At 69.8% G+C, this 26242-nt stretch carries 23 protein-coding genes; 9 read left to right on the plus strand and 14 right to left on the minus strand.

Going from position 1 to position 26242, the window contains the following annotated elements:
* Positions 1-11 precede the first annotated feature (11 nt).
* The 7 genes from ACIBKY_RS43510 to ACIBKY_RS43540 are packed head-to-tail and all read right to left on the minus strand — an operon-like array spanning position 12 to position 7676.
* Positions 12-1013, minus strand: a complete 1002-nt coding sequence (locus ACIBKY_RS43510) for an Lrp/AsnC family transcriptional regulator (protein ID WP_397106540.1) — start codon at positions 1011-1013, stop codon at positions 12-14.
* 55 nt (positions 1014-1068) lie between these two features.
* Positions 1069-1908, minus strand: a complete 840-nt coding sequence (locus tag ACIBKY_RS43515) for an alpha/beta fold hydrolase (RefSeq protein ID WP_397106542.1) — start codon at positions 1906-1908, stop codon at positions 1069-1071.
* Between the two features lie 9 nt (positions 1909-1917).
* Positions 1918-3087 carry a M24 family metallopeptidase gene (locus ACIBKY_RS43520; protein WP_397106544.1) on the minus strand — a complete coding sequence of 390 codons (1170 nt, stop codon included), beginning with the start codon at positions 3085-3087 and terminating at the stop codon, positions 1918-1920.
* Positions 3084-3938 (minus strand): ABC transporter permease, encoded by an 855-nt coding sequence (locus ACIBKY_RS43525; protein ID WP_397106546.1) that lies wholly within the window; start codon positions 3936-3938, stop codon positions 3084-3086. Before ACIBKY_RS43525 ends, ACIBKY_RS43520 begins: the two co-directional genes overlap by 4 nt.
* Entirely contained in the window at positions 3935-4888 is a 954-nt protein-coding gene (locus ACIBKY_RS43530) for an ABC transporter permease (RefSeq protein ID WP_397106548.1), read from the minus strand. The genes ACIBKY_RS43525 and ACIBKY_RS43530 overlap by 4 nt, the downstream gene beginning before the upstream one ends.
* Positions 4889-4893: 5 nt before the next feature.
* Positions 4894-6468 carry an ABC transporter substrate-binding protein gene (locus tag ACIBKY_RS43535; RefSeq protein WP_397106550.1) on the minus strand — a complete coding sequence of 525 codons (1575 nt, stop codon included), beginning with the start codon at positions 6466-6468 and terminating at the stop codon, positions 4894-4896.
* A complete protein-coding gene (locus tag ACIBKY_RS43540) occupies positions 6468-7676 on the minus strand; it encodes a dipeptidase (protein ID WP_397106552.1) in 1209 nt (402 codons plus the stop codon). The genes ACIBKY_RS43535 and ACIBKY_RS43540 overlap by 1 nt, the downstream gene beginning before the upstream one ends.
* Before the next feature lie 128 nt (positions 7677-7804).
* Between ACIBKY_RS43540 and ACIBKY_RS43545 the strand changes: the two genes are divergently transcribed.
* Positions 7805-8797, plus strand: coding sequence for an ABC transporter ATP-binding protein (locus tag ACIBKY_RS43545; RefSeq protein WP_397106554.1), 993 nt, complete (start codon positions 7805-7807; stop codon positions 8795-8797).
* A complete protein-coding gene (locus ACIBKY_RS43550; protein WP_397106556.1) occupies positions 8787-9743 on the plus strand; it encodes an ABC transporter ATP-binding protein in 957 nt (318 codons plus the stop codon). Before ACIBKY_RS43545 ends, ACIBKY_RS43550 begins: the two co-directional genes overlap by 11 nt.
* A 34-nt stretch (positions 9744-9777) precedes the next feature.
* On the opposite strand, the gene ACIBKY_RS43555 is transcribed toward ACIBKY_RS43550, so the two are convergent.
* From ACIBKY_RS43555 to ACIBKY_RS43565, 3 genes are read right to left on the minus strand one after another with little or no spacing between them, the layout of a single operon-like run.
* On the minus strand, positions 9778-10290 hold the full coding sequence (locus tag ACIBKY_RS43555; RefSeq protein ID WP_397106558.1) for a carboxymuconolactone decarboxylase family protein: 513 nt from the start codon (positions 10288-10290) through the stop codon (positions 9778-9780).
* A 59-nt stretch (positions 10291-10349) separates the two neighbouring features.
* The gene (locus tag ACIBKY_RS43560) at positions 10350-10856 is read right to left on the minus strand and encodes a MarR family winged helix-turn-helix transcriptional regulator (RefSeq protein WP_397106560.1); all 507 of its coding nucleotides are present in this window, start codon (positions 10854-10856) and stop codon (positions 10350-10352) included.
* Positions 10857-10904: 48 nt separating this feature from the next.
* Positions 10905-12086 carry a PP2C family protein-serine/threonine phosphatase gene (locus ACIBKY_RS43565; protein ID WP_397106562.1) on the minus strand — a complete coding sequence of 394 codons (1182 nt, stop codon included), beginning with the start codon at positions 12084-12086 and terminating at the stop codon, positions 10905-10907.
* 134 nt (positions 12087-12220) lie between these two features.
* Here ACIBKY_RS43565 and ACIBKY_RS43570 point away from each other — a divergent pair, with 134 nt between their 5' ends.
* From ACIBKY_RS43570 to ACIBKY_RS43580, 3 genes are all read left to right on the plus strand, one after another.
* The gene (locus ACIBKY_RS43570; protein ID WP_397106564.1) at positions 12221-15913 is read left to right on the plus strand and encodes a HAMP domain-containing protein; all 3693 of its coding nucleotides are present in this window, start codon (positions 12221-12223) and stop codon (positions 15911-15913) included.
* A 77-nt stretch (positions 15914-15990) separates the two neighbouring features.
* Positions 15991-18279, plus strand: coding sequence for a SpoIIE family protein phosphatase (locus ACIBKY_RS43575; RefSeq protein ID WP_397106566.1), 2289 nt, complete (start codon positions 15991-15993; stop codon positions 18277-18279).
* 102 nt (positions 18280-18381) lie between these two features.
* Complete coding sequence (locus ACIBKY_RS43580; protein WP_397106568.1) at positions 18382-19068, plus strand: RICIN domain-containing protein; 687 nt, start codon at positions 18382-18384, stop codon at positions 19066-19068.
* A gap of 132 nt (positions 19069-19200) precedes the next feature.
* Here the strand turns inward: ACIBKY_RS43580 and ACIBKY_RS43585 are convergent, their stop codons facing one another.
* A complete protein-coding gene (locus ACIBKY_RS43585) occupies positions 19201-19467 on the minus strand; it encodes a DUF1876 domain-containing protein (RefSeq protein ID WP_397106570.1) in 267 nt (88 codons plus the stop codon).
* A 127-nt stretch (positions 19468-19594) separates the two neighbouring features.
* Between ACIBKY_RS43585 and ACIBKY_RS43590 the strand changes: the two genes are divergently transcribed.
* On the plus strand, positions 19595-20533 hold the full coding sequence (locus ACIBKY_RS43590) for a TIGR03885 family FMN-dependent LLM class oxidoreductase (protein ID WP_397106572.1): 939 nt from the start codon (positions 19595-19597) through the stop codon (positions 20531-20533).
* 3 nt (positions 20534-20536) lie between these two features.
* Here the strand turns inward: ACIBKY_RS43590 and ACIBKY_RS43595 are convergent, their stop codons facing one another.
* Positions 20537-21172 carry a TetR/AcrR family transcriptional regulator gene (locus ACIBKY_RS43595; RefSeq protein ID WP_397106574.1) on the minus strand — a complete coding sequence of 212 codons (636 nt, stop codon included), beginning with the start codon at positions 21170-21172 and terminating at the stop codon, positions 20537-20539.
* A 290-nt stretch (positions 21173-21462) separates the two neighbouring features.
* On the opposite strand from ACIBKY_RS43595, the gene ACIBKY_RS43600 reads away from it, so the two are divergent.
* Positions 21463-22398 (plus strand): LysR family transcriptional regulator, encoded by a 936-nt coding sequence (locus ACIBKY_RS43600; protein WP_397106576.1) that lies wholly within the window; start codon positions 21463-21465, stop codon positions 22396-22398.
* A 4-nt stretch (positions 22399-22402) separates the two neighbouring features.
* Here ACIBKY_RS43600 and ACIBKY_RS43605 read toward each other — a convergent pair whose 3' ends face one another.
* The gene (locus ACIBKY_RS43605) at positions 22403-23338 is read right to left on the minus strand and encodes a M64 family metallopeptidase (protein ID WP_397106578.1); all 936 of its coding nucleotides are present in this window, start codon (positions 23336-23338) and stop codon (positions 22403-22405) included.
* A gap of 200 nt (positions 23339-23538) precedes the next feature.
* Positions 23539-23946 carry a MerR family transcriptional regulator gene (locus ACIBKY_RS43610; RefSeq protein ID WP_397106580.1) on the minus strand — a complete coding sequence of 136 codons (408 nt, stop codon included), beginning with the start codon at positions 23944-23946 and terminating at the stop codon, positions 23539-23541.
* Between the two features lie 59 nt (positions 23947-24005).
* Between ACIBKY_RS43610 and ACIBKY_RS43615 the strand changes: the two genes are divergently transcribed.
* On the plus strand, positions 24006-24713 hold the full coding sequence (locus ACIBKY_RS43615; protein WP_397106582.1) for an SDR family oxidoreductase: 708 nt from the start codon (positions 24006-24008) through the stop codon (positions 24711-24713).
* A 166-nt stretch (positions 24714-24879) separates the two neighbouring features.
* Entirely contained in the window at positions 24880-26022 is a 1143-nt protein-coding gene (locus tag ACIBKY_RS43620) for a serine hydrolase domain-containing protein (protein ID WP_397106584.1), read from the plus strand.
* Positions 26023-26242: the final 220 nt, after the last annotated feature.

Below are 26242 nucleotides of genomic sequence, written 5' to 3' on the forward strand. Positions count from 1 at the left end.
GACAGCCGCGACTACCCGGGCGTCTCGGCGAGCGCCGCCTCGACGCGGGCCTCCGCCCACGGCCACATCAGGTAACCGCGCTTGACCGCCAGCACCTGTACGTTGGCCGTCCACGACTGGATGCCGGGGATGGAGGCCAGGGTCCGCGAGGTGAAGTGGTGGATGTCGGCGGTGGTCGGCATGATCACCTCGCACATCAGCGACGCCTGCCCCAGGGTCGCCGTGATGAGCCGGACCCCGCGCTCGGCGTTGAGCCGTTCGGCGACGCTGTCCAGCATGGCCGGCTCGACCGACAGCCAGAAGAGGATCTCCGCCTCGAAACCCAGCGCGGCCGCCGGGATGAAGGTCGCCACGGTCGCGCAGCCCCGTTCGAGCATCGCCTCCAGCCGCCGCCTGGCCGTGCTCTCGCTGATGCCGAGGCCGTCGGCGATCGACTGGAAGCTGGCGCGGCCGTCGGCGCGGGTGGCCGCGAGGATCCCGCGGTCGACCTCGTCGAGGTGGCCGGGCTCGCACGACTGCGGCTTCGGCGGTACGGCCAGCGTCTTGTCGGCCTGGTCCAGCAGTTGCAGGCTCCAGTCGTAGGTCACCTTGTACGTGTGCAGGACCAGGTCCGCGCTGCTGTTGAGCGTGCCGGGGATGTGGTGGACGTAGTCGACGAGCATGGAGTATAGGTCGCGGGCCTTGGGCGCGACGAGCTCGAAGACGATGTCGTGGGCGCCGGTGACGATGGCGACGAACCGGATGTCGGGGTTGCGCGCCAGCAGTCCCGCCACCTGGAGCTGGCTGCCGGGGGCACAGTTGACGCGCACCATGAAGACGTGCACCGGGCCGTCGTGCTCCAGGTTCGGCACGACCGCCACGCGGACGGCCCCGGAGGCGAACAACTGCTGGGCGCGCCGGGCCACCGTGGTGGTCGAGGTGCCGATCACCTGCGCGATGTCGGTCCAGCTGGCTCTGCCGTTCACGTGCAGTGCCGCGAGGATCCTGCGGTCGAGCTCGTCGAGATCATTCATCGGAGGCATCATCGCGCGTTCACCACCCCGCGGGCACCTTCTGGCTGAGGCGAGTTCACCGGGCGCCGAGCGCCTTGCCCAGGAACGCGCGGACGGTCGCCTCCCACAGCTCGGCCTCCTCGACCTGCGGCGAGTGCCCGGAGTGTTCGAAGACGCGCAGCTCGGCGCCGGGTATCAGCGCGGCGATGGTCTCGCTGCACGAGACGGGGGTGATCCAGTCATGGCGGCCCACGGTGACGAGGGCGGGCGCGGTGATGCCCGGCAGCAGGTGCTTGATGTCGTAGTTCGGCTGGTTGTGGGCGAAGGCGTAGTTGTGCGTGCGGTAGTGGTACGGCGTGGCCTCCGCCCGCGCGCGCACGGCGGCCGGGTCGTAGGCGTGGTCGTACAGCGGTAGGATCTCCAGCCAGCACGCGCGCAGGTCGGCGTCGTCGCGTACGGTGCCCGCCATGATCCGGTCGAGTTTGGCGCGGTCGATCCTGACCCGCGCGGAGGCGGCGGCGTTGCGGGTGGCGAGCTCCTGGTTGGCGTTGTCGGCGGAAGTGTCGCGCAGCACCATGGCGCTGACGCGCGAGGGGTGCCTGGCCGCGTACTCCATCGCGATGAACCCGCCGTAGGAGCCGCCCGCGATCACGATCCGCTCGGCGCCCGCCCACTCGCGCAGCGCCTCGACGTCGGCGACCCACTGCTCATGCGTGTACGGCCCGGCCTCGCCGCTGGCCCCGGAGCCGCGGGCGTCGAAGACCACGACCCGGTAGGCGTCGGCCAGCCGGCCGAAGCTGGAGCGCGGCTCGGCCAGCGAACCGAGTCCCGGCGCGCCGTGATGCGCGATGATCGTGTGCTCCCCTTGCCCGAGCACCTCGACGTTGAGCGGGTTGCCGTTGATCTCGACGAACACGTGACTCCTTCAGATGACGACGTCGGACAGCTCGCGCGGGTAGGAGGTGAGGCGGCGCGGCACGCCCTCGGTGACCAGCACGGTGTCCGAGATGCGGTAACCGGCGTGGCCAGGCACGTAGACCCCGGGCTCGCTGGACAGGATCATGCCGGGGGCCAGCACGGTCGGGTCGCCGTCCTCCAGCCAGGGCGGCTCGTGGAAGCCGAGGCCGATGCCGTGGCCCTGGCGGTGCCTGAGGTGGCCGCCCAGCCCGGCGTTCCTGATCACCGACAGGCAGCGGCCGTTGGCCTCCGCGCAGGTGCCGCCCGCGAGCAGCGCCTGGGTGCCGACCTCCTGGGCCTCGCGAACGGTCTCGTAGTAGAGGATCTGCTCGGCGGTGGGCTCGCCGATCACGAACGTGCGCTCGCTCTCGACGAACCGGCCGCCGACGGCGCAGCCGAGCGAGAGCATGAAGGTCTCACCGCGGCGCAGCCGCTCGCCGCCGGGCAGGCGGTGGGGCTGGGCGGAGTTGGGGCCGCCGTAGACGAGGCCGCCGGTGAGCATGGGCACGACGACGACGTCGGTGTGCTCTGCGTACATGAGGCGGGAGCCGTAGCCGATGACGTGGGCGGCCAGTTCGGTCTCCGCGGGCAGCTCGCCGCCGGCGGCCAGGGCGTCGCGTACCAGCTCCACGCCTGCCGCGATCATCGCGTCGGCGATCCTGGCGGCCTCCTCGTGCAGGACGACCTCCTCGGGCAGTTTGCGCTGCCGTACCGGGCCGAGCACGTCGGCCGAGCGCCAGCGGGTGCCGGGGAAGGCCCGCGCGAGCGCGTCGGCGCGGCCGACGCTCGTGGAGGGCGCGTACGCGGCCGTGCCGGGCGCGGGCACCTGAGCGGCCAGTACCTCGAACGGCGAGCGCACGCCGGGGAACTCCGGGTAGACCGCGATCTCGGCCCGCGCTCCCTGGTCGGCGGCGTACTCCCGCTCCAGGTCGGGGACCAGCAGCACCGCGGGGCCGTCGAGGGGCAGCCAGCAGGCGACGGGCCGTTCGTTGGGGAAGTGCGTGAAGCCGGTCAGGTAGGCGACGTCGAGCGGGTCGTCGAGCAGCAGGGCGTCCAGGCCCAGGTCGTACATGGCGGTCCTGACCCGCTCGCATGCCGTGTCGTAGAAGGAGACGGGCAGGCGCTGGGAGAAGCTCATGAGGCGCTCCGGTGGTTGCGCGCGTCGTTGTAGGCCACCGACAGCAGCGTGGTGGACAGGACGAGCAGGAGAATGGCGAGAGAGGGGAACAGCGTGGTCCACCACGCGGAGGCCAGCGCGCCCGACTGCTGCGCCTTGTGCAGGATGGTCCCCCAGGACCAGCTGTTCGGGTCGCCCAGGCCGAGGAAGGAGAGCCCGGCCTCGGCGAGCACCGCCCGCGAGGTGGTCAGCACCACGGACACACCGACCACGGGGACGACCCCGGGCACCAGGTGCTTGCGCACGATCCAGAACGCCGACCCGCCGATCACCTTCGCCGCCGAGACGAACGGCATGGGCACGATCGCGATCGCCGACGAGCGCACCACGCGGGCCACCTCGGGCCAGCTGAACAGCGCGATCACCACGACCAGCGTACGCACGCTGGGCCCGGCCAGCGCCGCCACCAGGATCATCAGCGGCAGCACGGGCAGCGACAACGACAGGTCGACCAGCACGCCGAGCGGGGTGTCGAGGCGGCGGAAGTAGGCGGCGCAGATGCCGACCACCAGGCCGATCACGATGGCCAGCACGGAGGCGCTGAGGCCGACCGCCATGCTCACCCTGGTGCCCCAGATGACCTGGGCGAAGACGTCCTGGCCGATGTCGTCGGTGCCGAACCAGTGCTCGGCGGAGGGCGGCTGGAAGGTGTCCTCGCCGTACCCCTCGGGGAAGGGCGCGATGAGCGGCGCGCACAGCGCGATGACCGCCAGCGCGAGCAGGATCGCGGCGCTGGCCAGGCCGAGCGGGTTGTGCCGGAAGGCGGTCCAGGTCCGTTGCCGGGGAGTGAGGTCGGTGATGACGGCCGTCATGAGGTGCGCACCCGGGGGTCGAGGATTCCGTAGGCCACGTCGGTCAGCAGGTTCGCGGCCACCACGGCCGCCGCCAGCAGGACGAACGCGCCCTGGAGGACGGGGAAGTCGAGCTGGCCGACCGCCTCGTAGATGGCGCGGCCGATGCCGGGGTAGGCGTAGATCGTCTCGGTCAGCACCGCGCCGCCGACGAGCGTGCCGAGCTGGAGGCCGGCGATGGTGGTGGTCGGCAGCAGCGCGTTGCGCAGGGCGTGCTTCCACACCACCGCGCGCGGTTTGACCCCCTTGGCCTTGGCCAGCGCGACGTAGTCTTCGCCGAGCGCCTCGATGAGCGTCGAGCGCATGGTGAGCACGTAGCCGCCGAGCTGGATCAGGACCAGCGACAGGCAGGGCAGTACCAGATGGTGCAGCATGCTGAGCCAGGCGGCCGGGCCGGTGGCGTCGAGGTCGACGGCGCCGCCGATCGGGAACCAGCCGAGCGTGACGCCCATGACGTACATGAGGAAGATGCCGACGCTCGGCACGAACAACGACTGGGCGGTGATGCCGGTCAGCTGGATCACGCGGTCCACCCAGCCCTTGGCCCGGGTGGCGGCCAGTACGCCCAGCGGGATGCCGAGCACGATCGTCACCAGCATCGCCGAGCCGGTGAGGATCAGCGTCCACGGCAGCCGGTCCATGAGCACGGTGGTGACCGGGATCGACTGCCTGAAGGACGTCCCGAGGTTGCCCTGGACGAGCTGGGCCAGATAGTTGAGGTACTGCACGCCGAGCGGCTGGTCCAGGCCGAAGTCGGCCAGCAGTTTGGCGCGCAGTTCCTCGGTCATGTTCGGGTCGGCCACGGCCAGCACGGGATCGCCGGGCAGCAGGCGCACCAGGAAGAAGGTCACGGTGACCGCGAACCACAGGGTGAGCAGGCCGCGCAGCAGCCGGGTGACGACGAACCGCATCGGGATCAGCTCGCCGGCTTCACTGCGGCCAGCGAGAGCGGGTTGACGATGGACAGCAGCTCGCTGGGCATCGGCCTGAACCCGGTCCACTTGGTGGAGTGGGCGATGTTGAAGGTCTCCACGTAGAGGACGTTGTCGTAGACCTGGTCATGGATGATCTTCGCGGCCTCCTGGATGGGCACCTTCGCCTCCTGCCGGGTCAGCGCCCGCTGGCCCTCGTCGATCAGCTTGTCCAGCTTGGGGTCGCTGACCTGGGCGTAGTTGATGAACCCATCGGTCTTGAAGGCCAGGCCGAGGTTGGCGGGAGGGTTGTCCATGATCGCCCAGGAGCCGGCGTAGATGTCGAAGTCCCGCTTGAGGGTCTTGTCCAGGTAGGTGTTGCGCTCCAGGCCCTGCAGCTTGATCTCGATTCCGGCCTGCTTGGCCGCGTCCCTGACCATGGGCGCCCAGCGGGCGATGTTCGGGTCGGCCTGGTCGTAGATCATGCTCAGGCTCAGGTTCGTGACTCCGGCCTCCCGCAGGAGCTGCTTGGACTTGGCCGGGTCGAAGGCGTACTCCGTCACGCTCGGGTCGGCGTAGTCGGGCTGGGAGGGGGTGAGCACGCTGGAGTTGGCCGACTTGGCGTAGCCCTTGAGCGCGATGTTCCTGATCGCCTCGTAGTCCACGGCGTGGGCCAGCGCCTGACGGACGCGTACGTCGTCCATGGGCTCGCGCTTGGTGTTGTACTGCAGGTGCGCCCAGCCCAGCGAGGGCACCTGCACCAGCTTGAGCTTCGGGTCGTTCTTCAGGTCGGCGGCCGTCGAGGGCGGCAGCACGTTGCCGATCAGGTCGATCTCGCCGTTGCGCAACGCCAGCACCTCGGTGTTGACGTCGGGGAAGACCCGGAAGACGATCTCCTTCACGGTCGGCCGGCCCGGCCCGAAGGGCTCCACGCGCTCCATGATGTAGCGCTGCCCGCGCTCGACCTTGGTCAGCTTGTACGGCCCCGCGCTCACCCAGTTGGCGTCGTTGGCGAACTTCTGCACGCTGGGCGCCTTCTCGAAGACGTGCTTGGGCACGATCGGCAGCCAGAAGCCGACGTTGTCCAGGAAGGTGCCGTCCGGCCGGCTGAGCGTGAACTTCACCTCGGTCGGGGAGACCGCCTCCGCCTTCTCCATGGCGGTGATGAGCCCGGCGACCACGCCGAACTTCTCCTTCTGCACGGCCGTCACGGCGAACACCACGTCGTCGGCGGTGACCGGCTTGCCGTCCGACCACTTCATGTCGTCGCGGAGCTTGACGGTGGCGGCCTTGCCGTCCTCGGAGTAGGACCACTCGGTGGCCAGGTACGGGATGCGCTTGCCCGCCTCGTCCATCTGCGTCAGGTGCGGGTACATCAGGTTCGTCACCCACGAGTCGGTACGGCTGTTGCCGACCAGCGGGTTGTAGTTGACCACGTCGGCGGTGGTGCCGATGGTCAGGCGCTCACCCGTCGGCGCCTGGGATCCGCCCTGGCCGGTGGAGCCGGGCACGCTGGGGGTGCTGCACGCGGTGAGCAGGGCGATCGCGGCCGCGGCCGCCAGGAGGAATCCACGTCGCATCAGATCCAGACCTCCTCAAGGACGCGCATGACGTTCCCGCCGACCACCTTGGTGATCTCCTCGTCGGAGTAACCGTGGGTGACCAGCCAGCCGATGATGTTCCAGAAGCACTCGGTCGGGTTCTCCAGGCCGTCGACGTACTCGACCTTGGGGTAGGTCGTGCCCGCGTGCGCCTCGTTGATCGACAGGTGCTGGGCGAAGGCGTCGTGCAGCCCGACGTGGTCGCCGAAGAGCGTGTCGGGGCCGAAGGCGACGTGGTCGATGCCGACCAGGTCCACGCAGTAGGTGAAGTGGTCCATGACCGACTCCAGCGAGTGCCTGGGGTGGCCGGGCGAGAGCGTGGTGTGGGGGGCCGCCTCCAGGCCGATGACGCCGCCGCGCTCGGCCGTCGCCTTGATGACCGAGTCCGGCTTCATCCGGTTGGTCGGCCAGACGGAGCGGGCGCCGGCGTGGGTGATGAGGATCGGCCTGGTGGAGTGGCGGATGGTGTCGAGCGAGGTCTGGTCGCCGGAGTGGGAGACGTCGATGGCGATGCCGAGCTTGTTCATGCGCCGCACGGCCCGCTCGCCGAAGGTGGTCAGGCCGCCGTCACCGCGTTCCTTCAGGCCGCTGCCCAGGGTGTTGGCCTCGCTGTAGGCGATGCCCATCTGCCGTACGCCGAAGCCGTACAGCATGTCGATCCGGTCCACCTCGTTCTCGATCATGGTCGCCGCCTCCAGGGCGAGGACCAGGCCCATCCGGCCGCTCTCGTGCGCCTCGCGCACGTGGGCCAGGCGCTCGACCTTGAGGAGGTAGTCCTGGTGGGCGAGGTCGGACAGGCGCATGCCGATGTCCGCGACCACGTCGGTCCACTTCCAGCCGGCCTGGCTGGTGATGCAGCAGGTGCCGTCCATGAGGTTGTCGAACACGACCGTGATGCCGGAGTGGGCCAGACCCTTGTACCCGGTGTGGTGGCGCGCCGTCCGGTTGTAGTCGACGGTCTGGCCGATGTCCTCGGGGAAGACGGAGGGGTGGTCGTGCAGGGAGACGACGAGGCTGTCGGTCAGCAGGCGCCGTACGCGTGTCTCCTGTTCCGCGCTCAGCTCCAGCCCCTGGTAGGCGGGGACGCGGCCGAGTTCGGGTGCGAGGTCGAAGACCCGGTAATCGGAGCCCGCCTCCAGATATTCGTACGAACGGTAGCCGGTGTAACCCTTTGCCGCTTCTAGCACCCTTTGTCTCCTCTCGGCATTTTTCTTGGAGCTTGCCAGAATCATTCATAGAGGTCAATACTGAAGGTGTTTTCAGGCATGAAGCGTCAGGCTGATGCAAAGTTCCGTCATCGGATAGAGGAGGCGTTGTGAGCGACACGGTTCTTGAGGTGCGTGACCTCCAGGTCACGTTCACCGCCTCGGGACGCCCGCTCCCCGCGGTGCGCGGCGTCGACCTGGTGATCGAGCGCGGCCAGACCCTCGCCCTGCTGGGCGAGTCCGGATCGGGAAAATCCGTCACGGCCAAGGCGATCATGGGGTTGCTCGACCACCCCGGGGTCCAGGTCGGCTCGCGGGTGGCCCGCCTCGGAGAGCACGACCTGCTGACCATGAGCGCCGAGCGACGGCGCGCGTTGCGCGGCAACGACATGACGATGGTCTTCCAGGACGCGCTGTCCGCGCTCAACCCCGTCCTGAGCATCGGTGACCAGCTCGGCGAGCTGTTCCGGGTCCACGTCGGCGCCACGCGCGCCGAAGCCAGGGCACGCTCGATCGAAATGCTGGAGCTCGTCGGCATCCCCGCCCCCCGGAAGAGGATCGACGACTACCCCCACCAGTTCTCCGGCGGCATGCGGCAGCGCATCCTCATCGCCATGGCCGTCGCGCTCGAACCCGATCTGATCATCGCCGACGAGCCCACCACCGCCCTCGACGTGACCGTCCAGGCGCAGATCCTGGAGCTCATCGAACGGCTGCGCCGCGAGCTCGGCACCGCCGTCCTGCTCATCACCCACGACCTCGGCGTGGCCGCGGAGGTCAGCGACCGCGTCGCGGTCATGTACGCCGGCCGGATCGTGGAGACCGGCGACGTCTACGAGCTGTTCGAACGGCCCGCGCACCCCTACACCCGGGCCCTGCTCGGCGCCATCCCCGACCTGGAGCGCCCCGCCAGCGAGCTGCGCGCCATCCCCGGCCAGCCGCCCAGCCCGTCCTCGCTGCCCGCCGGCTGCGCCTTCGCCCCCCGCTGCGACCGGGTCACCGCGCTGTGCACCGGGACCCGCCCGGAACTCACCCTCCTGGACGGCGGGACCGGCCGGGCCGCCGCCTGCCACCACACCAAGGAGCTGCTCGATGTCGGCTGAGCCCGTGCTGCGCGCGGTGAACCTGCACAAGACCTACCGCGGTGGCCTGCTGTCCAAGGGCGGCGCCGTACGCGCGGTGTCGGGGGTGAGCCTGGAGCTGCACGCCGGTGAGACGCTCGGCATCGTCGGCGAGTCAGGGTGCGGCAAGTCCACGCTGGCCAGGATGCTCGTCGGGCTGGAGAAGCCCGACAGCGGCGAGGTCACCTTCCGCGGCCGCCCCTTCCCCGCCCGCGACGTGCGGCGCAGCGTCCAGATGGTCTTCCAGGACCCGCTCACCTCGCTCAACCCGCGCATGACCGTCCAGGACCTCGTCGCCGAGCCTCTGCGGGTGCACCGGCTGGCCGGCGGCGCCCCCGCCAGGCGGGCGCGGGTCGGCGAACTGCTCGACCTCGTCGGCCTCGACCCCGGCCGCATGAACCGCTTCCCCCACGAGTTCTCCGGCGGCCAGCGTCAGCGCATCGGCATCGCCCGCGCGCTGGCCACGGAACCCGACGTCATCGTCTGCGACGAGCCGGTCTCCGCGCTCGACATGTCCGTCCAGGCGCAGGTCGTGAACCTTCTCGCCGAGCTCCAGCGCACCCTCGGCGTGGCCCTGGTCTTCATCGCCCACGACCTCGCCGTCGTCAGGCACGTCTCGCACCGCGTCGGCGTGATGTACCTCGGCCGCGTGGCCGAGATCGGGCCCGCCGCCCAGGTGTACGGCACGCCGGCACACCCCTACACCAGCGCCCTGCTGTCCGCCGCGCCGGTGCCCCGGCCGTCGTTGCGGGGGCGTAAGCGCATCATGCTCGGCGGCGACCCGCCCAGCCCGGTCGCGCCGCCGCCCGGATGCCGCTTCCACACCCGCTGCTGGAAGGCCACCGACGAGTGCTCGCGCCAGGAACCGGTCCTGAAACCCGTCGGCGACCACTTCGCCGCCTGCCACCACGCCGCCCGGCCCGTCTAGACGATCGATCGCCTGGTCGCCCGGAGATCTGTGATCATTTCTCGTATGGTTCGGGCTCGATCCGCAGAACGTTCGCGAACTGGCCGAACATCCAGTAGTAGCCGATGACCTGAATCAGCTCGACGATCTGGCGGGCGCTCAGTTCTGCGCGAACCGGGGCGAACACCGCGTCGTCCACCGGGAGCCCGCGCGCCACAGCCGTCGCGAAGGTGAGCACGGCCAGGTCGATGCCGCCGAATCCGGAGTGGTCGCCGCGGTAGACGGCCTCACGCTCGCCGGGCGTGATCGGGTCATCGGGCGGGTTGTGCCGGACGCGTAGATAGTCGGCGCCGAGAACACGGGCGGTGGCGTTCGCCGCGAGTTCGCGCAGCCGCGCCGGCAGCTCCAGCTCTCTGATCTGCTGCAGACCCACCTGCATGAGCGTCGCCGCGCTCGCTTCGGAGTGGGCGACCATCATGAACAGGTGGGAGTTCGGCGGCAACCTCGCGTGCCACTCCCGCAGCTCGTCGGGCAGAGCGGACATGTCCGCGTACGGGATACGGGCCATGCCCAGAGCCTAGGACACCGGGCACCCAGTGAGACGGGACCTTCGCGTCAACTGCGTCGTCAGGCGAGAAAGCGTCCGGCGATGGTCGTCCAGTTCTCGTCGGAGCCGTAGGAGCGGTGCATGGTGACCTGATCCGCGGCCGAGGTGAACGCGCGCAGCCCCCGCAGAAGAGCCGTACGGGCCGCCACCGGCATCTCGTCGATGACCTTGGCCAGGTCGTCGCGGCGCCGGCCGCGCAGCTCCTCCAGCAGCGCCTTGCCCGAGGCGGTGAGGCGTATGGTGATCTCGCGCCGGTCGTCATCGGCGACCGAGCGGCGCACCCATCCAGTGGCTTCCAGCCGGTCGCACAGGCGGCTGGCGGAGGACGGCTGCGCGTCCAGCGCCTCCCCGAGCTTGGCCAGGTTGACGTGCTCATGGGATTCGATGGTGAGCAGGGCCTGGAGCTGGATGGAGGAAATCGCGGAGGCGGCGGAATGCCGGGAATGAGCCCAGACCGCGATCAGCGCGGCGGCGGCGTTCTCGACGGCTGTCCCGGTCGCGAGTTCGAGGTGGTGGTGGTCGTTCATGCGGCAATCCAAGGTCGGGCGAGGGCGTACATGCTTACGCAGCGCCGGTCACGGGGGAGGGGTTTCGTCTTCCTGGACGGTCCAGTCCAGGCACACCACGACCGCGTCGTCGACGACGTCGACCCCTTCCCTGAAGCTCAGCATGCCACGAATCATTGACCGTACGGCCTCGTCGGCCGGTTGCAGCCGGGTGGATCTGACGACCGCGTCGAGGCTCATCTCGCCGAATTCGGTACCGGCGGCGGATCGGGACCCGTACATTCCGTCGCTGACGATGACCAGCCGATCGCCCGGCTGGAGGGCGATGGACTGCTCGGTGTAGGCGGTGCTGCCGAACATGCCGAGCGGAAGCTGCTGGTCCAGTTCGATGATCTCGACGCCGGTGCCGCGCAGGCGCAATATGCGGGGGGAGCCGGCCTCGACGGCCGACAGTACCCCCGTGGCGGCGTCGAAGCTGAGCAGCAGGGTCGAGACGTACTCGCGCCCGCGGTACTGGGAGTAGACCGCCTCGTCGGCGAGGCCGGCCTGCTCCTCCAGGCCGGCTCCTGAACGGCGGGCGTTGCGCAGAGCGGTGACGGCCAGCGTGGTGAGCAACGCGGCGCGCATGCCCTCGCCCATGCCGTTGGTGATCGAGAGCTCCACTGAGCCGGGGCCGCAGCTCCAGTCGAAGTTGTCGCCGTAGACGGCGTAGGCCGGCTCCAGCTGGCCGGCGACCTCGTAGCCGGTGCCGCGATGGCCGTTGCCGGGCAGCAACTCCCACTGCGTCTCCGCCGCCAGCGTCAACCGGGTCAGACGGCGAGCCCGCTGGTAGCGGTCGGTGAGACGGTCCGCGCCGCGCAGCGTCTGCACGAGGGCACTGGCCACGTCCTGGAGTTCGCGAACCTCGTCGCTCTCCGGCGGGGCGGGCAGCCGGATGCTGAGCACGCCGAACCGCTCGCCGAACGCCGTCACGGGAAGGTGGAGGGTGCCGGCGGCCTGCTCCCACTGCGGCTGCCGGGAGGCGAAGGCCCGGCCCGCGGCGCTGGAGTCGACGCGGATCTCCGCGGTCCGGGGAGAGGGCGGCTCCAGCACGGGCCTGAGCGCGACCAGCGCGTAGTCCGCCAGCAGAAGGTCGACGCCCTGCGCCGCCGTATGGGCGAGGAGCGCGTCACGCACCGCTTCGGCCAGCGCGTACGGCGGTGCGGCACGCAGAGCCCGGTGGACGGCGTCCAGGTCGTTTCGGATTGCCACAGACGGTTCCCGACGGAGAAGGAGACAGACGGACCAGTAGATCACGGTCCCAAGCGGGGCCACGGGACCGTACGCTACTCTCCCTCCGAGAATATTTGTCATAGGGAAAACAATCTCGAGGGGACAGGTGACAGGTGAGCGGCAGCCGGTCGGGTACACGACGGGTCGGTGACGCAGGCGAGCTCGAGCTGCGGCAGCTGCTGGCCGGACTGACGGCCGTCAGGGACGGTGACTTCGGCACCCGGCTGCCCGGCGAGGCCGACGGCCTGCTGGGCGAGATCGCCCAGGTCTTCAACGGCATGGTCGACCAGCTCTCGCTGTTCACCTCGGAGGTCACCCGGGTGGCCCGCGAGGTCGGCACCGAGGGACGGCTCGGCGGGCAGGCCGAGGTGCCCGGCGTGTCGGGCACGTGGAAGGACCTCACCGAGTCGGTCAACGCGATGGCCGGCAACCTCACCGACCAGGTGCGCAGCATCGCCGAGGTGACCACCGCCGTCGCCAAGGGCGACCTCAGCCAGAAGATCACGGTGGACGCCCGCGGCGAGATCCTCGAACTCAAGAACACCGTCAACACCATGGTCGACCAGCTCTCGTCGTTCGCCGACGAGGTCACCCGGGTGGCCCGCGAGGTCGGCACCGAGGGCCAGCTCGGCGGCCAGGCCGACGTCAAGGGGGTGGCCGGCACCTGGCGGGACCTGACCGACTCGGTGAACTACATGGCGGGCAACCTCACCTCCCAGGTGCGCAACATCTCGCAGGTCGCGACCGCGGTGGCGCGCGGCGACCTCAGCCAGAAGATCACCGTTTCGGCTCGGGGCGAGATCCTGGAGCTGAAGAACACCCTCAACACGATGGTCGACCAGCTCTCGTCGTTCGCCGACGAAGTGACCCGCGTGGCCCGCGAAGTGGGCACCGAAGGACGGCTGGGCGGCCAGGCCGATGTCAAGGGCGTCTCCGGCACGTGGAAGGCGCTCACGGAGTCGGTGAACGTCATGGCCGACAACCTCACCGCGCAGGTACGCGGCATCGCCCAGGTCACCACCGCCGTGGCCAAGGGCGACCTCACCAGGAAGATCGACGTCGACGCCCGCGGCGAGATCCTGGAGCTCAAGACCACGATCAACACGATGGTCGACCAGCTGTCCTCCTTCGCGGCCGAGGTCACCCGCGTCGCCCGCGAGGTCGGCAGCGAAGGGCGGCTCGGCGGCCAGGCCGAGGTCGAGGGCGTGTCGGGCACCTGGAAGCGGCTGACGGAGAACGTCAACGAGCTGGCCGGCAACCTGACCCGCCAGGTGCGCGCCATCGCCAAGGTGACCAGCGCCGTCACCTCGGGCGACCTGACCCGCTCCATCACGGTCGACGCCTCCGGCGAGGTGGCCGAGCTCAAGGACAACATCAACTCGATGGTGAAGTCGCTGCGCGAGACCACCAAGGCCAACCAGGACCAGGACTGGCTGAAGTCCAACCTGGCTCGGATGTCGGGCCTCATGCAGGGGCACAGGGACGTGGCCACGGTGGCCGAGCAGGTCATGAACGAGCTGGCGCCGCTGGTGGCCGCGCAGTACGGGGCGTTCTTCCTGGCCGAGGAGAACGAACTGCGGCTCATCAACGCCTACGGCTATCCGGCGGGCGAGTCCGTCACCCGGTTCAGGATGGGCGAGTCGCTGGTCGGCCAGGCCGCCCGCACCCGCCGTACCATCGCGATGGACGAGGTCCCGCCCGGCTACGTCAGGATCTCCTCGGGCCTCGGCCACACCGTGCCCACCTCGCTGATCGTGCTGCCGATCGTGGTGGAGGAGCAGGTGCTCGGGGTCATCGAGCTGGCCTCGCTGTACGCCTTCACCCCCGTGCACCGGACCTTCCTCGACCAGCTGATGGAGACGATCGGGGTCAACGTCAACACCATCGTCGCCAACGCCCGCACCGACGAGCTGCTGACCGAGTCGCAGCGCCTGACCGCCGAGCTCCAGGCCCGCTCGGAGGAACTGCAGAACCAGCAGGAGGAACTGCGGCGCTCCAACGCCGAGCTGGAGGAGAAGGCGGCGCTGCTCGCCTCGCAGAACCAGGACATCGAGACGAAGAACCTGGAGATCGAGCAGGCCAGGCAGGAGCTGGAGGACCGCGCCCAGCAGCTGTCGCTGGCCTCCACCTACAAGAGCGAGTTCCTGGCCAACATGAGCCACGAGCTGCGTACCCCGCTCAACTCCTTGCTCATCCTCGCCCAGCTGCTGGCCCAGAACCCGACCCGCAACCTGACCCCCAAGCAGGTCGAGTACGCCGGCGTCATCCACTCGGCCGGATCGGACCTGCTCCAGCTGATCAACGACATCCTCGACCTGTCCAAGGTGGAGGCGGGAAAGATGGACATCAGTCCCGAGCGGGTGCCGCTGCCCCAGCTGCTCGACTACGTCGAGGCCACCTTCCGGCCGATGACCACGGACAAGAGCCTCGAATTCCGCATCACGACCGCGCCCGGTGTGCCGGACGACCTGCTCACCGACGAGTCCAGGCTGCGCCAGGTGCTGCGCAACCTGCTGTCGAACGCGGTCAAGTTCACCGAGACCGGCAGCGTCGAGCTGCGCATCGAACCGGTCTCCCGGGCGCAGCTTCCCGCCTCGGTCAGGCCGTACGGCTCGGCCGTCGCCTTCCGCGTCATCGACACCGGCGTCGGCATCGCCGAGCAGCAGCTGGAGGTCATCTTCGGCGCCTTCCAGCAGGCCGACGGGACCACCAGCCGCAAGTACGGCGGGACCGGACTCGGCCTGTCGATCAGCCGGGAGATCGCCTACCTGCTCGGCGGGGCGATCACCGCCGAAAGCACGCCGGGCAGCGGCAGCACGTTCACGCTGTTCCTCCCGGTCGCCCGGCCTGACTTCACCGCACCGCCGGTCGAAGCGGCGGCGCCGGCCGCGCTCAGCCCGGCCGTGTACCCCGCTGCCGGAAACGACGACCAGCCCGCCGCGCAGCCGTCCCAGCAGCACCGGCGGTTGCTGGTGGTGGAGACGCGCCCGCACGGCCTGCTGTCGGTGGTGGCCGAGACCGTCCTGGCCGACCTGGCCGACCGTGACGTCGGCGACGGCCCGGTCGAGATCGTGACCGCCGTCGGCGCGGAGGAGGCCGCGGCCACGCTGGCGGCCGCCCCTTGCCATTGCATCGTCCTCGACCTCGACATGCCGGCCAAGACAGGCTTCGGGCTGCTGCAGGCGATCGACGGCGACTCGGCGCTGCGGAGCGTACCCGTGCTGGCGTACAGCAACTGGCGGATGGATCCCGCGCAGGAGCGGGAACTGCAGTCGAGAGCCGGCTCCCCGCCGCTGGAGCTTCTTTCGAGCCTGGACGAGCTGCGCGAGCGCATCGCCCTGCACCTGACCGCCGAGCAGCCGGGCGACGTCCTGCCCCTGATGCGCTCGGAGAAGGAGGGCGAGCCGGCCGACCGCGAGGAGGACGGGACGCTGGCCGGGCGTACCGTGCTGGTGGTCGACGACGACACGCGCAACCTGTTCGCGCTGACCAGCATCCTGGAGATCCACGGCATGCGGGTCCTGCACGCCGAGAACGGGCGCAAGGGCATCGACACGCTCATCGCCCATCACGAGATCGACATCGTGCTGATGGACGTGATGATGCCGGAGATGGACGGCTACGCGGCCACCGCGGCGATCAGGGCCATGCCGCAGTACGCCGCCCTGCCGATCATCGCGGTCACCGCCAAGGCGATGCCGGGCGACCAGGAGAAGAGCCTGGCCTCGGGGGCGAGCGACCACGTCACCAAGCCCGTGGACGCCGATCATCTGCTGGCGCTCATCCAGCATTGGCTCACGGTTTAGCTGTCCGCGTGTCGATATGGGAAGGAACAGAGCACAACATGCCTCCTGGCGATGAATCGGCCCCCAACATCGGCAGGATGGCCGCCACCATCGAGCGGCTGCGCGACGAGATCGCCCGCGCCCAGCACGCGGCCGAGGGGCGGGCGTTGATCGAGCTGGCCAAGGGCATTCTGGTCGAGCGGCTGCACTGCGGACCCACCGAGGCGGCGCTGCAGCTCGCGACGCTGGCCGGCCAGGCCGGGCTCTCCCAGCTGGAGCTGGCCGCCGACCTCATCAACCAGGCCGCACAGGACCGGCTGACCCAGGTGTCGCACGAACTGCTCGCCGAGCACCGGCCAGGAGGCGAGGGCGGCGACTCGGTCGTGGTGCGGTTGCGCGAGGCCGAAAGCGGCGTGCTCGGCGCCGGCGACAGCCAGATGGTGGCCGAGTCTCTGCTACAGCACGCGCTGACACCGATGGGCGCCACCGCGGTCGCCCTGTGGTCGGCCGGACCTGACGGCTCGCTCACCCTGGTCGGCTTCGCCGGGCACAGCACGGAAGAGGCCAGGAGGTGGCATTACGTGCCGCCCGGCGTGGCCACGCCCGCCCGGCGCGCGCTCATGGAACGCCGCGCGGTGTGGTTCGCCGACCTCTCCGAGACGGGCCTGCCGTCCATCGGTCACCGGCAGTCCGTCCCGGCCGGCCGGGTGGTGGTGCCCGCGGGCACCGGCGGCCGCATCCTCGGCGTCCTGGAGATCAGCTGGCCGGGGCCGCTGCGATCGCAGCCCGTACCGATCCACCGCCAGGTCGAGGCGTTGGCCGAGCTGTGCGCGCACACGCTGGAGGACCGCGCGACCGCCCCCGCGGCGGCGCCCAACCTGGCCGAGCTGATCGAACTGGCCGACGCGCTCACCGACCCCGCGCTCGTGCTGCGCCCCGAGCTCGACTCCGGCGGGCTGCTGACCGACTTCCGCATCCAGCACACCAACGTGCGCTTCGCCGACCCGGCCGGCCGGCCCCGTTCCCTGGTCTCCGGCGCCCTGCTGCTGGAGGCGTACCCGGCCGCGGCGGAGCAGCACGGCCTGTTCGAGAAGGTCGAGCACGTCCACGCCACCGGCGAGGCCTTCCACACCGAGCGGATGACGCTCACCGCGCTGATCGACCACGTGCCGCTGACCAGCGTCGCCGACGTGAGCATCACCCGGCACGGCGACTGCGTGCTGCTGATCTGGCGTGTGCAGAACGAGTCGCTCCGCCTGGCCAGCCTGCTGCAGCACGCCCAGCGGCTCGGCCGGATCGGCGGGTTCGAGGAAAACTCCCAGACCGGTGAGATCACCTGGAACATCCAGCTCTACGAGCTGCACGGCCTGGAGCCGGCCGACCGGCCGATCCCGCTGGAGCACCTGCGCGAGCACGCCCACCCCGACGACGGCGCCGCCATCGGCCGTTTCCTGCGCACCGTGCACCACCACCGGCGCCGGGGCTCCACCGCGTTCCGGCTCCAGCGTCCCGACGGCAGTACCCGGCACATCCGCGTCGTCGCCGAGCCGGTCTTCGACGCCGACGATCGGCTGCTCGCCGTCCGGGGCGCGTACCAGGACATATCCGCGCAACACTGGACCGAGGTCGCGCTGGCCGCGACCCGCGACCAGCTCGCTCACTCCGAGCAGCAGGCGGTCGAGCGCAACCGGCTGACGCTGCAGCTCCAGCACGCCATCATGCCGCCCGCTCAGGGGCCCGTGGAGGCGTTCGGCCTCAACATCGCCGTCCGCTACCGGCCCGCCGAGGAGGGTCACCTGGTCGGCGGCGACTGGTACGACGCGGTCGTCCTGCCGTCGAAGAAGATCCTTCTGTCGGTCGGCGACGTCGCCGGGCACGGGATCGAGGCGGCGACCGGCATGGTCGTCCTGCGCAACGCGCTGCGTGGCCTCGCCACCACCGGAGCGAGCCCGGCGCAGCTCATGGGCTGGCTCAACCTGGTCACCCACCATCTGACCGAACGCGTCACCGCCACCGCCATCTGCGGCCTGTACGACCCCGAGACGCGCGTCCTGCGCTGGGCCAGGGCCGGCCACCTGCCGCCTGTGCTGGTGCGCGGCGACACGGCGGCGGAGCTGCCGATGATCGGCGGAATCATGCTCGGAGTGATCTCAGAGGCGGACTACGAGGAGGGTGTCGTCCAGCTGGAGCGCGACGACACCCTGTTCATGTACACCGACGGCCTGATCGAACGGCGCGACGTCACCCTGGAGCGCTCGCAGGAACACCTGCTCGCCACGCTCTCGCAACTGGACACCACCCTGGAACACAGCCTCGACCGGCTCCTGACCCACAGCAACTCCGACACCGACGACGACACCTGCCTCATCGGGGTCGAAGTGCTCTGACCGCTCGTCAAACACACCTCTAAAGGGCCTTCAGCTGGGTTTTTCACGTACGCGTGAAAGTCGTGGAGGGACCCGGGCGGCGCTCCTAGCGTGGATCGTGCGTTGTTCGGCGTCGAACGTGGAGCTTTCGACGCCGGATCCACCCATCCGACAGGAGAGATCATGCGCTTACCTCGGATCGTTGCCGCACAGCAGGCGCCGGTGCCCGCCCGCGACGTAAGGTCAAGAGGATTCCGCCTGGCGGCGACGGCAACGCTGGCCGTACCACTGCTTGCTCTGAGCGCCGCACCGGGGTTCGCGCAGGCGTCGGCCAGGACGGACGCGGCCGGCACGGCAGCCGGGTCGGCCGCGAACGGCTGGATAAGGATTACCAATGCGTTCGACAGAAGCATCCCGCCGAATCAGTGCCTGGACGCGGACGTCGAAGGCGGCGGCGGCAACGGCAACCGGGTGATTGTCTGGCAGTGCAACGGAAACTCGCCGCAGCAGTGGTGGCGGTGGCACGCCAACGGCTGGCTGGAGAACCAGCGGTACCGCGGCATGTGTCTTGACGCCGACCGGCACGGCAGCGGCAACGGCATCAGAGTCATGCTGTGGCGGTGCGCCGACGTGGCGTGGCACAAGTGGTTGAGGGGCAGCGACCCCAGAGACCGCGCCATCTACAACGTGTACCACTACAACGGCGGGGACACCGTTCTTGACCGGGACGCGAACGTTCCCGGCAACGGCGCGCAGGTACAGCTGTGGCGGAAGAACGGCCAGTCACAGCAGTTCTGGGACACGTACTAGCCGCGTGCGGCCAGCGGGCCCGGCCACCAGCACGGGGGCGTGGCCGGGCCCCTGGATCTCTCGCGTGAGGCACGCGCGGGTGCTGACGCCGACCGGCCAGGACGGCCGGCGTCGGACGGCCGGGCGCGGATCTCAGACGGCTCGGGCGGGCCCGGCCATCTCGGCGATGTCCTCGGCTCCGTCGCCGAGGAGCTTGTCGGCCAGGTCCATCAGCGCGCGCCCGGCGGCCAGTTCGTCGCCGATCTCGGGGATGGGACGGTCGTCGGGGTTACGGCGGGCGTAGGCGACGCTCTCGTGCCGCCTGCTGTCGATCGCGTAGAGCACGGCGGTGGCCGAGGTGCGCTTGTCCTCGTCGTCCTCGGTGATGAGGATCTTGACGGTCCACTCCTTGGTGTTCATGACGCCTCCTATGCCACATATGTGATGACGTGGTCATATACCCCAAGCATCTCTCCAAGAGGGCGACGAGCGCGAGGCCAACAGGCCATGAGGTTCGGCCTCGGCGTGATCGGGTAGCTGGGGCGCCATGCCTACCTACGGATTCCACGCCTCGCACGAGCAGGTGCCGCCCGGAGAACTCCTCGACGCGGTCGCGGCCGCCGAGGAAGCCGGATTCGGCGCCGCCATGTCGTCGGACCACTTCTCACCGTGGAGCGCGCGGCAGGGCGAGTCGGGATTCGCCTGGTCCTGGCTCGGCGCCGCGATGGAGCGTACGGCGCTGCCGTTCGGCATCGTCAACGCGCCCGGTCAGCGCTACCACCCGGCGATCATCGCGCAGGCCGTGGCGACTCTCGGCGAGATGTTCCCCGGCAGATTCTGGGCCGCGCTCGGCAGCGGCGAGGCCTCCAACGAGCACATCACCGGCGATCCGTGGCCGCGCAAGCGGGTGCGCAACGCGAGGCTGCGCGAGTGCGTGGAGGTGATCAGGGCGTTGCTGGCGGGGGAGGAGGTCACCCATGAGGGCCTGGTCACGGTGGACAGGGCCAGGCTGTGGACGCTGCCCGCCGAGCCGCCCGCGCTCGTCGGCGCGGCCGTGAGCGAGGAGACCGCGCGCTGGTGCGCCGAGTGGGCGGACGGGCTGATCACCGTGGGCGGGCCGCAGGCGGCGAAGGTGGCGCGTGCCTACAGGGAGGCGGGCGGTCGTGGCCCGCTCCGGGTGCAGGTCCACCTGAGCTGGGCGCCCACCGAGGAGGAGGCCCTGGGCCTGGCCCACGACCAGTGGCGCTCCAACGTGTTCGCCCCGCCGGTCTGCTGGGACCTGGACCGCGTGGAGATGTTCGACATCATCTCCGAGCACGTCCGCCCGGAGAAGGTGGCCGAGGTCGTCCACGTCTCCGCCGACGTGGGCCGCCACGCCGAGCATCTCGGCACGTACGGCGAGCACGGCTTCGACGAGATCTATCTGCACCACGTGGGCAGGGAGCAACGCCCGTTCATCGAGGCCTTCGCCGACATCGTCACGTAGCCGTCAGCTTGCCGGGGGAGGTGAACCCGGCAGTCCCAGCGTGCGGTGGATCATCTGGTGCATGTGGGCGCGGAAGCGCCGCATGGCGCGTGGATCGTCGGGACCGCGCCGCCGTCCCGCCGCGTCGAAGACCCCGCTGAGGACGAACCCGTGCACGCACCACACCAGGGTGTTGATCGTGTAGTGCACGTCGGCGTCCGGGGCCTCGGTCGCCGGGATGATGTTCTCGATGGCGAACTCGGCGAGCGGCTGCACGTACTCCGCCTCAAGGTTGCTGACGTCCCGGGCGTCGGACAGCCACCGGTGCATCCATAGTGCGGGCACCTCGGGATTGCCGGCGGAGAAGTCGATGTAGGCGTCGATGAACCGGTGGATCGCCGTCACCTTCTCCGCGATCGGAGCGGTCTGCACGTCCCTGACCCTGGCCTCCACGACGGCCGAGTGAAGGGCGTGGGCGCGTTCCATGACCGCCAGATAGAGGTCGCGCTTGGCGCCGAACTGGGAGCTCACGGCCTTCGTGCTCAGCCCTGCCGCCTCGGCGATCTGCACGATCTCCGTCGCGTCGTAGCCGAGCGCGGCGAACAGCCGGAACGCTGCCTGGAGGATGCGCTCCCGCTCGTCCCCTTTCGCTGACGTCATACCAGTGACCCTAAGATCCGGCATCTGTTCGGCCAATCACGTGATCGACAAATACCAGTCAAATAGCTGCTGCACACGCTCATCTCTGGACAAGCATGGAGAAAGCCAGCGGGACGTCCTGCCGGGCGGCGGTCCTGGGCGCATCGGCGGTGGCCGGCTCCCACGCAGGTCAGGGGTGGGCTCTCGGCTGCCGCTTGCGGGGCGGATCCAGGCGTGAAATTTTACCTATCACCTTCCCGCTGACCGTCCAGAGCCTCATCCCACCAACCTGACGTGAAGGGGATGACCACGTGCAACTGGAACTCCGTCACTTACGCGCGGTGATGACCATCGCCGAGGTCGGCAGCGTCAGCCGTGCCGCGACCCGGCTCGGCGTCTCCCAGCCCTCGCTCACCGCTCAGCTCCGCCGCATCGAGGACGCGCTGGGCGGCCGGGTGTTCAGCCGCGGCCCATCCGGCGTCAGCGTCACACCGTTCGGGCAGTTCGTCCTGACCCGCGCCCGCGCGGCCCTCGTCACCGTTGACGAGCTTCTCAGTGGCGAGCACCCCGATGCCCGGCCCGGCGTCATCCGTCTCGGCGGGTACGCCGATCCGGTACTGAGCGGCCTGCTCAGACGACTCAGCGACACCCCGCACGCGGGCTTCACCGTCCACACCGAGCACTCTCCCCGCCTGCTCCTCGACCTGCTGGTCGCACGCCGCCTGGACGCCGCCACCCTGATCGACTACCCGGGCCACGCACTGCCCGCCGTGCCGTCCGTCGACATCCGTACGATCGGCACTGAACCGATCTTCGTCGCCATCGGCAGCCGTCACCCGCTCGCGTCCCGGTCCGAGATCTCCCTGGCGGACCTGGCCGGTGAGGACTGGGTCCTGTCGCCTCCCGATGGCGTGGGCTGGCCCGGATACCTGGTGTCCGCCTGCCTGGAAGCCGGCTTCACCCCACGGGTGGCCCATGTGATGGTCGAAGGGGTCATGGTCAGGGAGCTGATCACCAACCATCACGCGATCTCCCCCTGCATGGCCACCTTCGCCGCGGACGCCGACATCGCCGTCCGCCCTCTGGCGGGTACCCCGCTGTGGGTGCGGCACCTGATCGCCTGGCGGCGGGAAGGACCGCTGGCCGGGCGAGGCGACGAGCTGTGGCAGATGGCCGCGGACGCTCATCGGGAAGCCCTCGCCGGCCAGCCTCACCACGCGACGTGGCTGGCCCTGCGGACCGAATGAGCGATCAGCCGGTCTTCGCGCGGATGGCACTGATCATGGCGTTGAGCCCGAGCGTGTTGAACGGGCGCCCCAGAGAACGCATCAGGGAGTTCTCCGACGGACGGTACAGGCCGTACCGGTGGTAACGAGCGCCCTCGTACGTACCGATCACACCCCCGTCCGGGGTGGGCTGACCCAGGTACCGGTACCACTTGAGGCGGTAGGACCGCTGGGTCGCGGCGGGGTAGATGCTCACGTTCGTCTCGTACGGCTCGCCACCGGCATACCGGCCGTTGGGGTAGTCGTACTCATCCGCGAGACCGGCCATCGAGTGGCCAAGCTCATGGACGGCGATCCAGGAGGAGCCGGCGTTGCCGCTGGAGGCCGTCGCGACGCCCCCGCCGGCTCCGCCGTACTTGGTGGAGTTGCCCAGCGCGATGATCTGGTCGGCCTGCGGGGCGTTGGCCGCGTAGGCGCGAGCGGCGCTCTCGTTCACGCACAGCAGGTGTTCGATGTTCGCGCACCAGAAACCCATGCCGAGCGCGGTGTCGCGGGAGACGCCCGGGGCCGGATCGTTGTCGACGCCGGACTGCGGCGAGACCACATCGACCATCCACACGTTGAAGGAGTTCCCGTAGGTTCTGAACGGCTCCACCGTCCGCAGGAACGCCCACTTCTCCGCGACGTGGGCGCGAAAGGCGCCCAGCTGGGACGAGGTGTAGCCGTCGCCCACGAAGACCAGGTCGTAGCGTTGATGGGGCGGTCCCGTCTGCTGCAGCGCGACCACGTCGGCAGGTGGGGGCGCGGCGAACGCGGTCCGCGGCTGAGCGCGTTGGGGCACCTCTACCTGCTTGATCGTGCCGTCTTCCGAGAACACCTCCACCCATTCCGTCGGCTGTCCTGCGTGGTTCGGGCGGGGGTCGGCGAGGGCTGGGGTGCCGGTCAGTACGCTGACCAGCACCGCACTCGCCAACACGCGGGGGGGTGCGCATGGCGGCTCCTGGGGCTGGGGATCTTGCCCCCAGCGTGGCCGCCCGGCTCGCTCGCGAATAATCCCGCCTGTCATACCTCTGGAACTATGCCTGCGACATCCAGGGTTGGTGCCGTGAACTCCTCTGGAAGTGCCCGGACGGAGCGCGTTCTTGAACCGGGCCGCGGCGATCACGGCATGGCGGAGAGACTCGCCCGCGCAGCGACATCCTGGTCCGCGATCCACGCGCAGCCGCTGGCCGGCGTTCCGGTGGAGGCGATGACGGCGTCCAGGTTGTCACGGGTGCGGGTCAGCGCGGTGATCTGCGCGTTGATGCGATCACGCTCGGCCGCCAGCCGCGCGCGCGATTCGGGAGTGCTGACCTTGGCGTCGACGCACGGCAGCAGTTCGGCGACGGTCCGGCTGGACAGGCCGGCGGAGTACAGCGTCTGGATCAGCTCGACGCGGTCGGCCGCGGACTCGGGATAGTGACGTTGCCCGGACTCGCTCCGGTCCGCCTTCAGCAGCCCCTGCTCCTCGTAGTAGCGCAGGGCCCGTACGCTGACGCCCGACCGCGCCGCCAACTCGCCGATACGCACCGTGACCTCCATCACAACACTTGCCTCTTACGTCAACGTCAGGTTTTAGCCTATCCGGCATGCAGATCAACGGAGCACACGTGCTGGTCACCGGCGCGAACCGGGGCCTGGGCCGGCAGTTCATCCTTTCCCTCCTCGACCGCGGCGCCGGCAAGGTGTACGCCACCGCCCGCCGTCCGGACCTCATCGACGTACCGGGAGTCATCCCCCTGCGCCTGGACATCACGGACCCGGCGTCGGGCGCGGCCGCGACCGCCGCTGCACCCGACGTCAAGATCGTCATCAACAACGCGGGCATCTCCACCGGCGCGAACCTCATCACCGGCGACCTGGACACGATCCGCCGCGAGATGGACACCCACTTCTACGGCACCCTCAACATGATCCGCGCCTTCGCACCCCAGCTGGCCGACGGTGCGATCCTCAACGTCCTGTCCGCGATCTCCTGGCTCGCCTTCGACGGCGCGGGCGCCTACCACGCGGCCAAGGCCGCCGAATGGGCGCTCACCAACAGCGCCCGCCTGGAGCTGGCCAGCCAGCGCACCCTGGTGACGGGCCTGCACCTGGGCGCCGCGGACACCGACATGATGGCCTGGTACGAGGGCGACAAGGCGGCCCCCGAGGCGATCGTCGCGGCGGCCCTCGACGGCATCGAGGCGCACCGCCCAGAGGTGCTCGCCGACGCCTGGAGCCGCCAGGTGAAGGCGTGGCTGTCCGAGGACCCGAGCGTCATCTACCGGGAAGCGGAGGCCGCCCTCGCGACCTGACCTCAGGCGGCGGGGTTCACGCCAGCTCACCTCCATCCGCATGGTCACCGGCCGGATGAGGCCACGCTTACAGCGACCGCGCCGCCTGTCGTAGCGCTGTGAGCGCGCTGTCATCGTCGATCGGCATCGTCGAGAGCGTCAAGAACAGCTCTGTGAAAGGCACGACATGACAGGCAACGGGCACGACAAGACCCAGCGGATCCTCGACCGGGCGGTGGCCGAGCTCGGCATCCCCGGCATCGCCATCGAGGTCAAGGACGCCGACGGTTCCTGGTTCGGCACGTCCGGAGTGTCCGACCTCAGGACCGGAGCACCGCGCGTGCCGGGGGAGTTCCTGCCCATCGGCAGCGGCGCCAAGGGCATCACCGCCGCGACGCTCCTCACCTTGGAGGCCGAGGGCCGGGTGGACCTCGAGGACCCGGTGAACAAGTGGCTGCCCGGCGTGCTGACCAACGGCTACGACGGCGACCGGATCACCATCAGGCACCTGCTCGGCAACACCAGCGGGCTGTTCGCCACGGGCCTCGCGCCGGGGCTGATCGGCAACTACGCCAGCCGGTCCACGTTCGACGAGCACCGCTTCGACGAATGGACCCGTGAGGAACTGCTGAAGCTGGCGGTTTCCCAGCCGCCCGTCGGGCAGCCCGGCGAGCGCTTCCTGTACGCCAACGGCGGCTTCTACATCGCCAATGCGATCATCGAGAAGATCACCGGCAACACCTACGCCGAGGAGATCGAGCGCGTGGTCATCCGGCCGCTCGGCCTGACCAACACCTACCCGCGCAGCGGAGGGGACACGGGATACCGCGGTCCGTCGCCGCGGGCGTACTCGACCCAGTTCTACAAGGACGGCGTCGACCCGGCGGACGTCACCACGGAGAACTGGGAGTCGATGTTCGAGGAGCCGGGGCTCGAACCCCTCGACGTCACCGAGTTCAACACGTCCTGGGAGACCGGGAACATCGTCACGACCACCAGCGACGCCATCCGGCTCCTCAACGCCCTGGCCGGCGGCACCCTGCTGCCTCCGGGGCAGCACCGCAAGATGTGGACCACGGTCTCGACCGAGGGCGCCGGCTGGCTGCCGCACACCCGCTACGGCCTCGGCATGTTCGAGCTCGACAAGAAGGTGACGGGCGGGCTCACCGTCCGCGGCATGGCCGGCAGCTACTGGGGACACATGTTCTTCGCGTTGAGCAGCCCGGACAGGGGGGCCGCCTTCGCCTTCCACACCAACACCGAGGCGAAGAGCTGGGACGTGCCCTTCAAGATCGCCGAAGCGGAGTTCGGCTTCACGATGAGCACGTAACACGGGGACACGGGCGGCCGCCCGCAGGGCAACCACTCGCGCGGTTGCCCTGCACCTGAGGGAACTACCGCTGGATCTTGCTACAGGTGTGGCTCTCGTCATCGGTGAGGGTGCCGAAGGATCTCGCACCGTGACCACCGCCCTATGGGGTCTGCCCGGCACGCAGCCGGTCCGGACGTTCCCCACCATCGATCTTCCACGAGACGATGATCGGTGACGT

It is taken from the genome of Nonomuraea sp. NPDC050394 (genome assembly GCF_044459065.1).
Taxonomy (GTDB): domain Bacteria; phylum Actinomycetota; class Actinomycetes; order Streptosporangiales; family Streptosporangiaceae; genus Nonomuraea.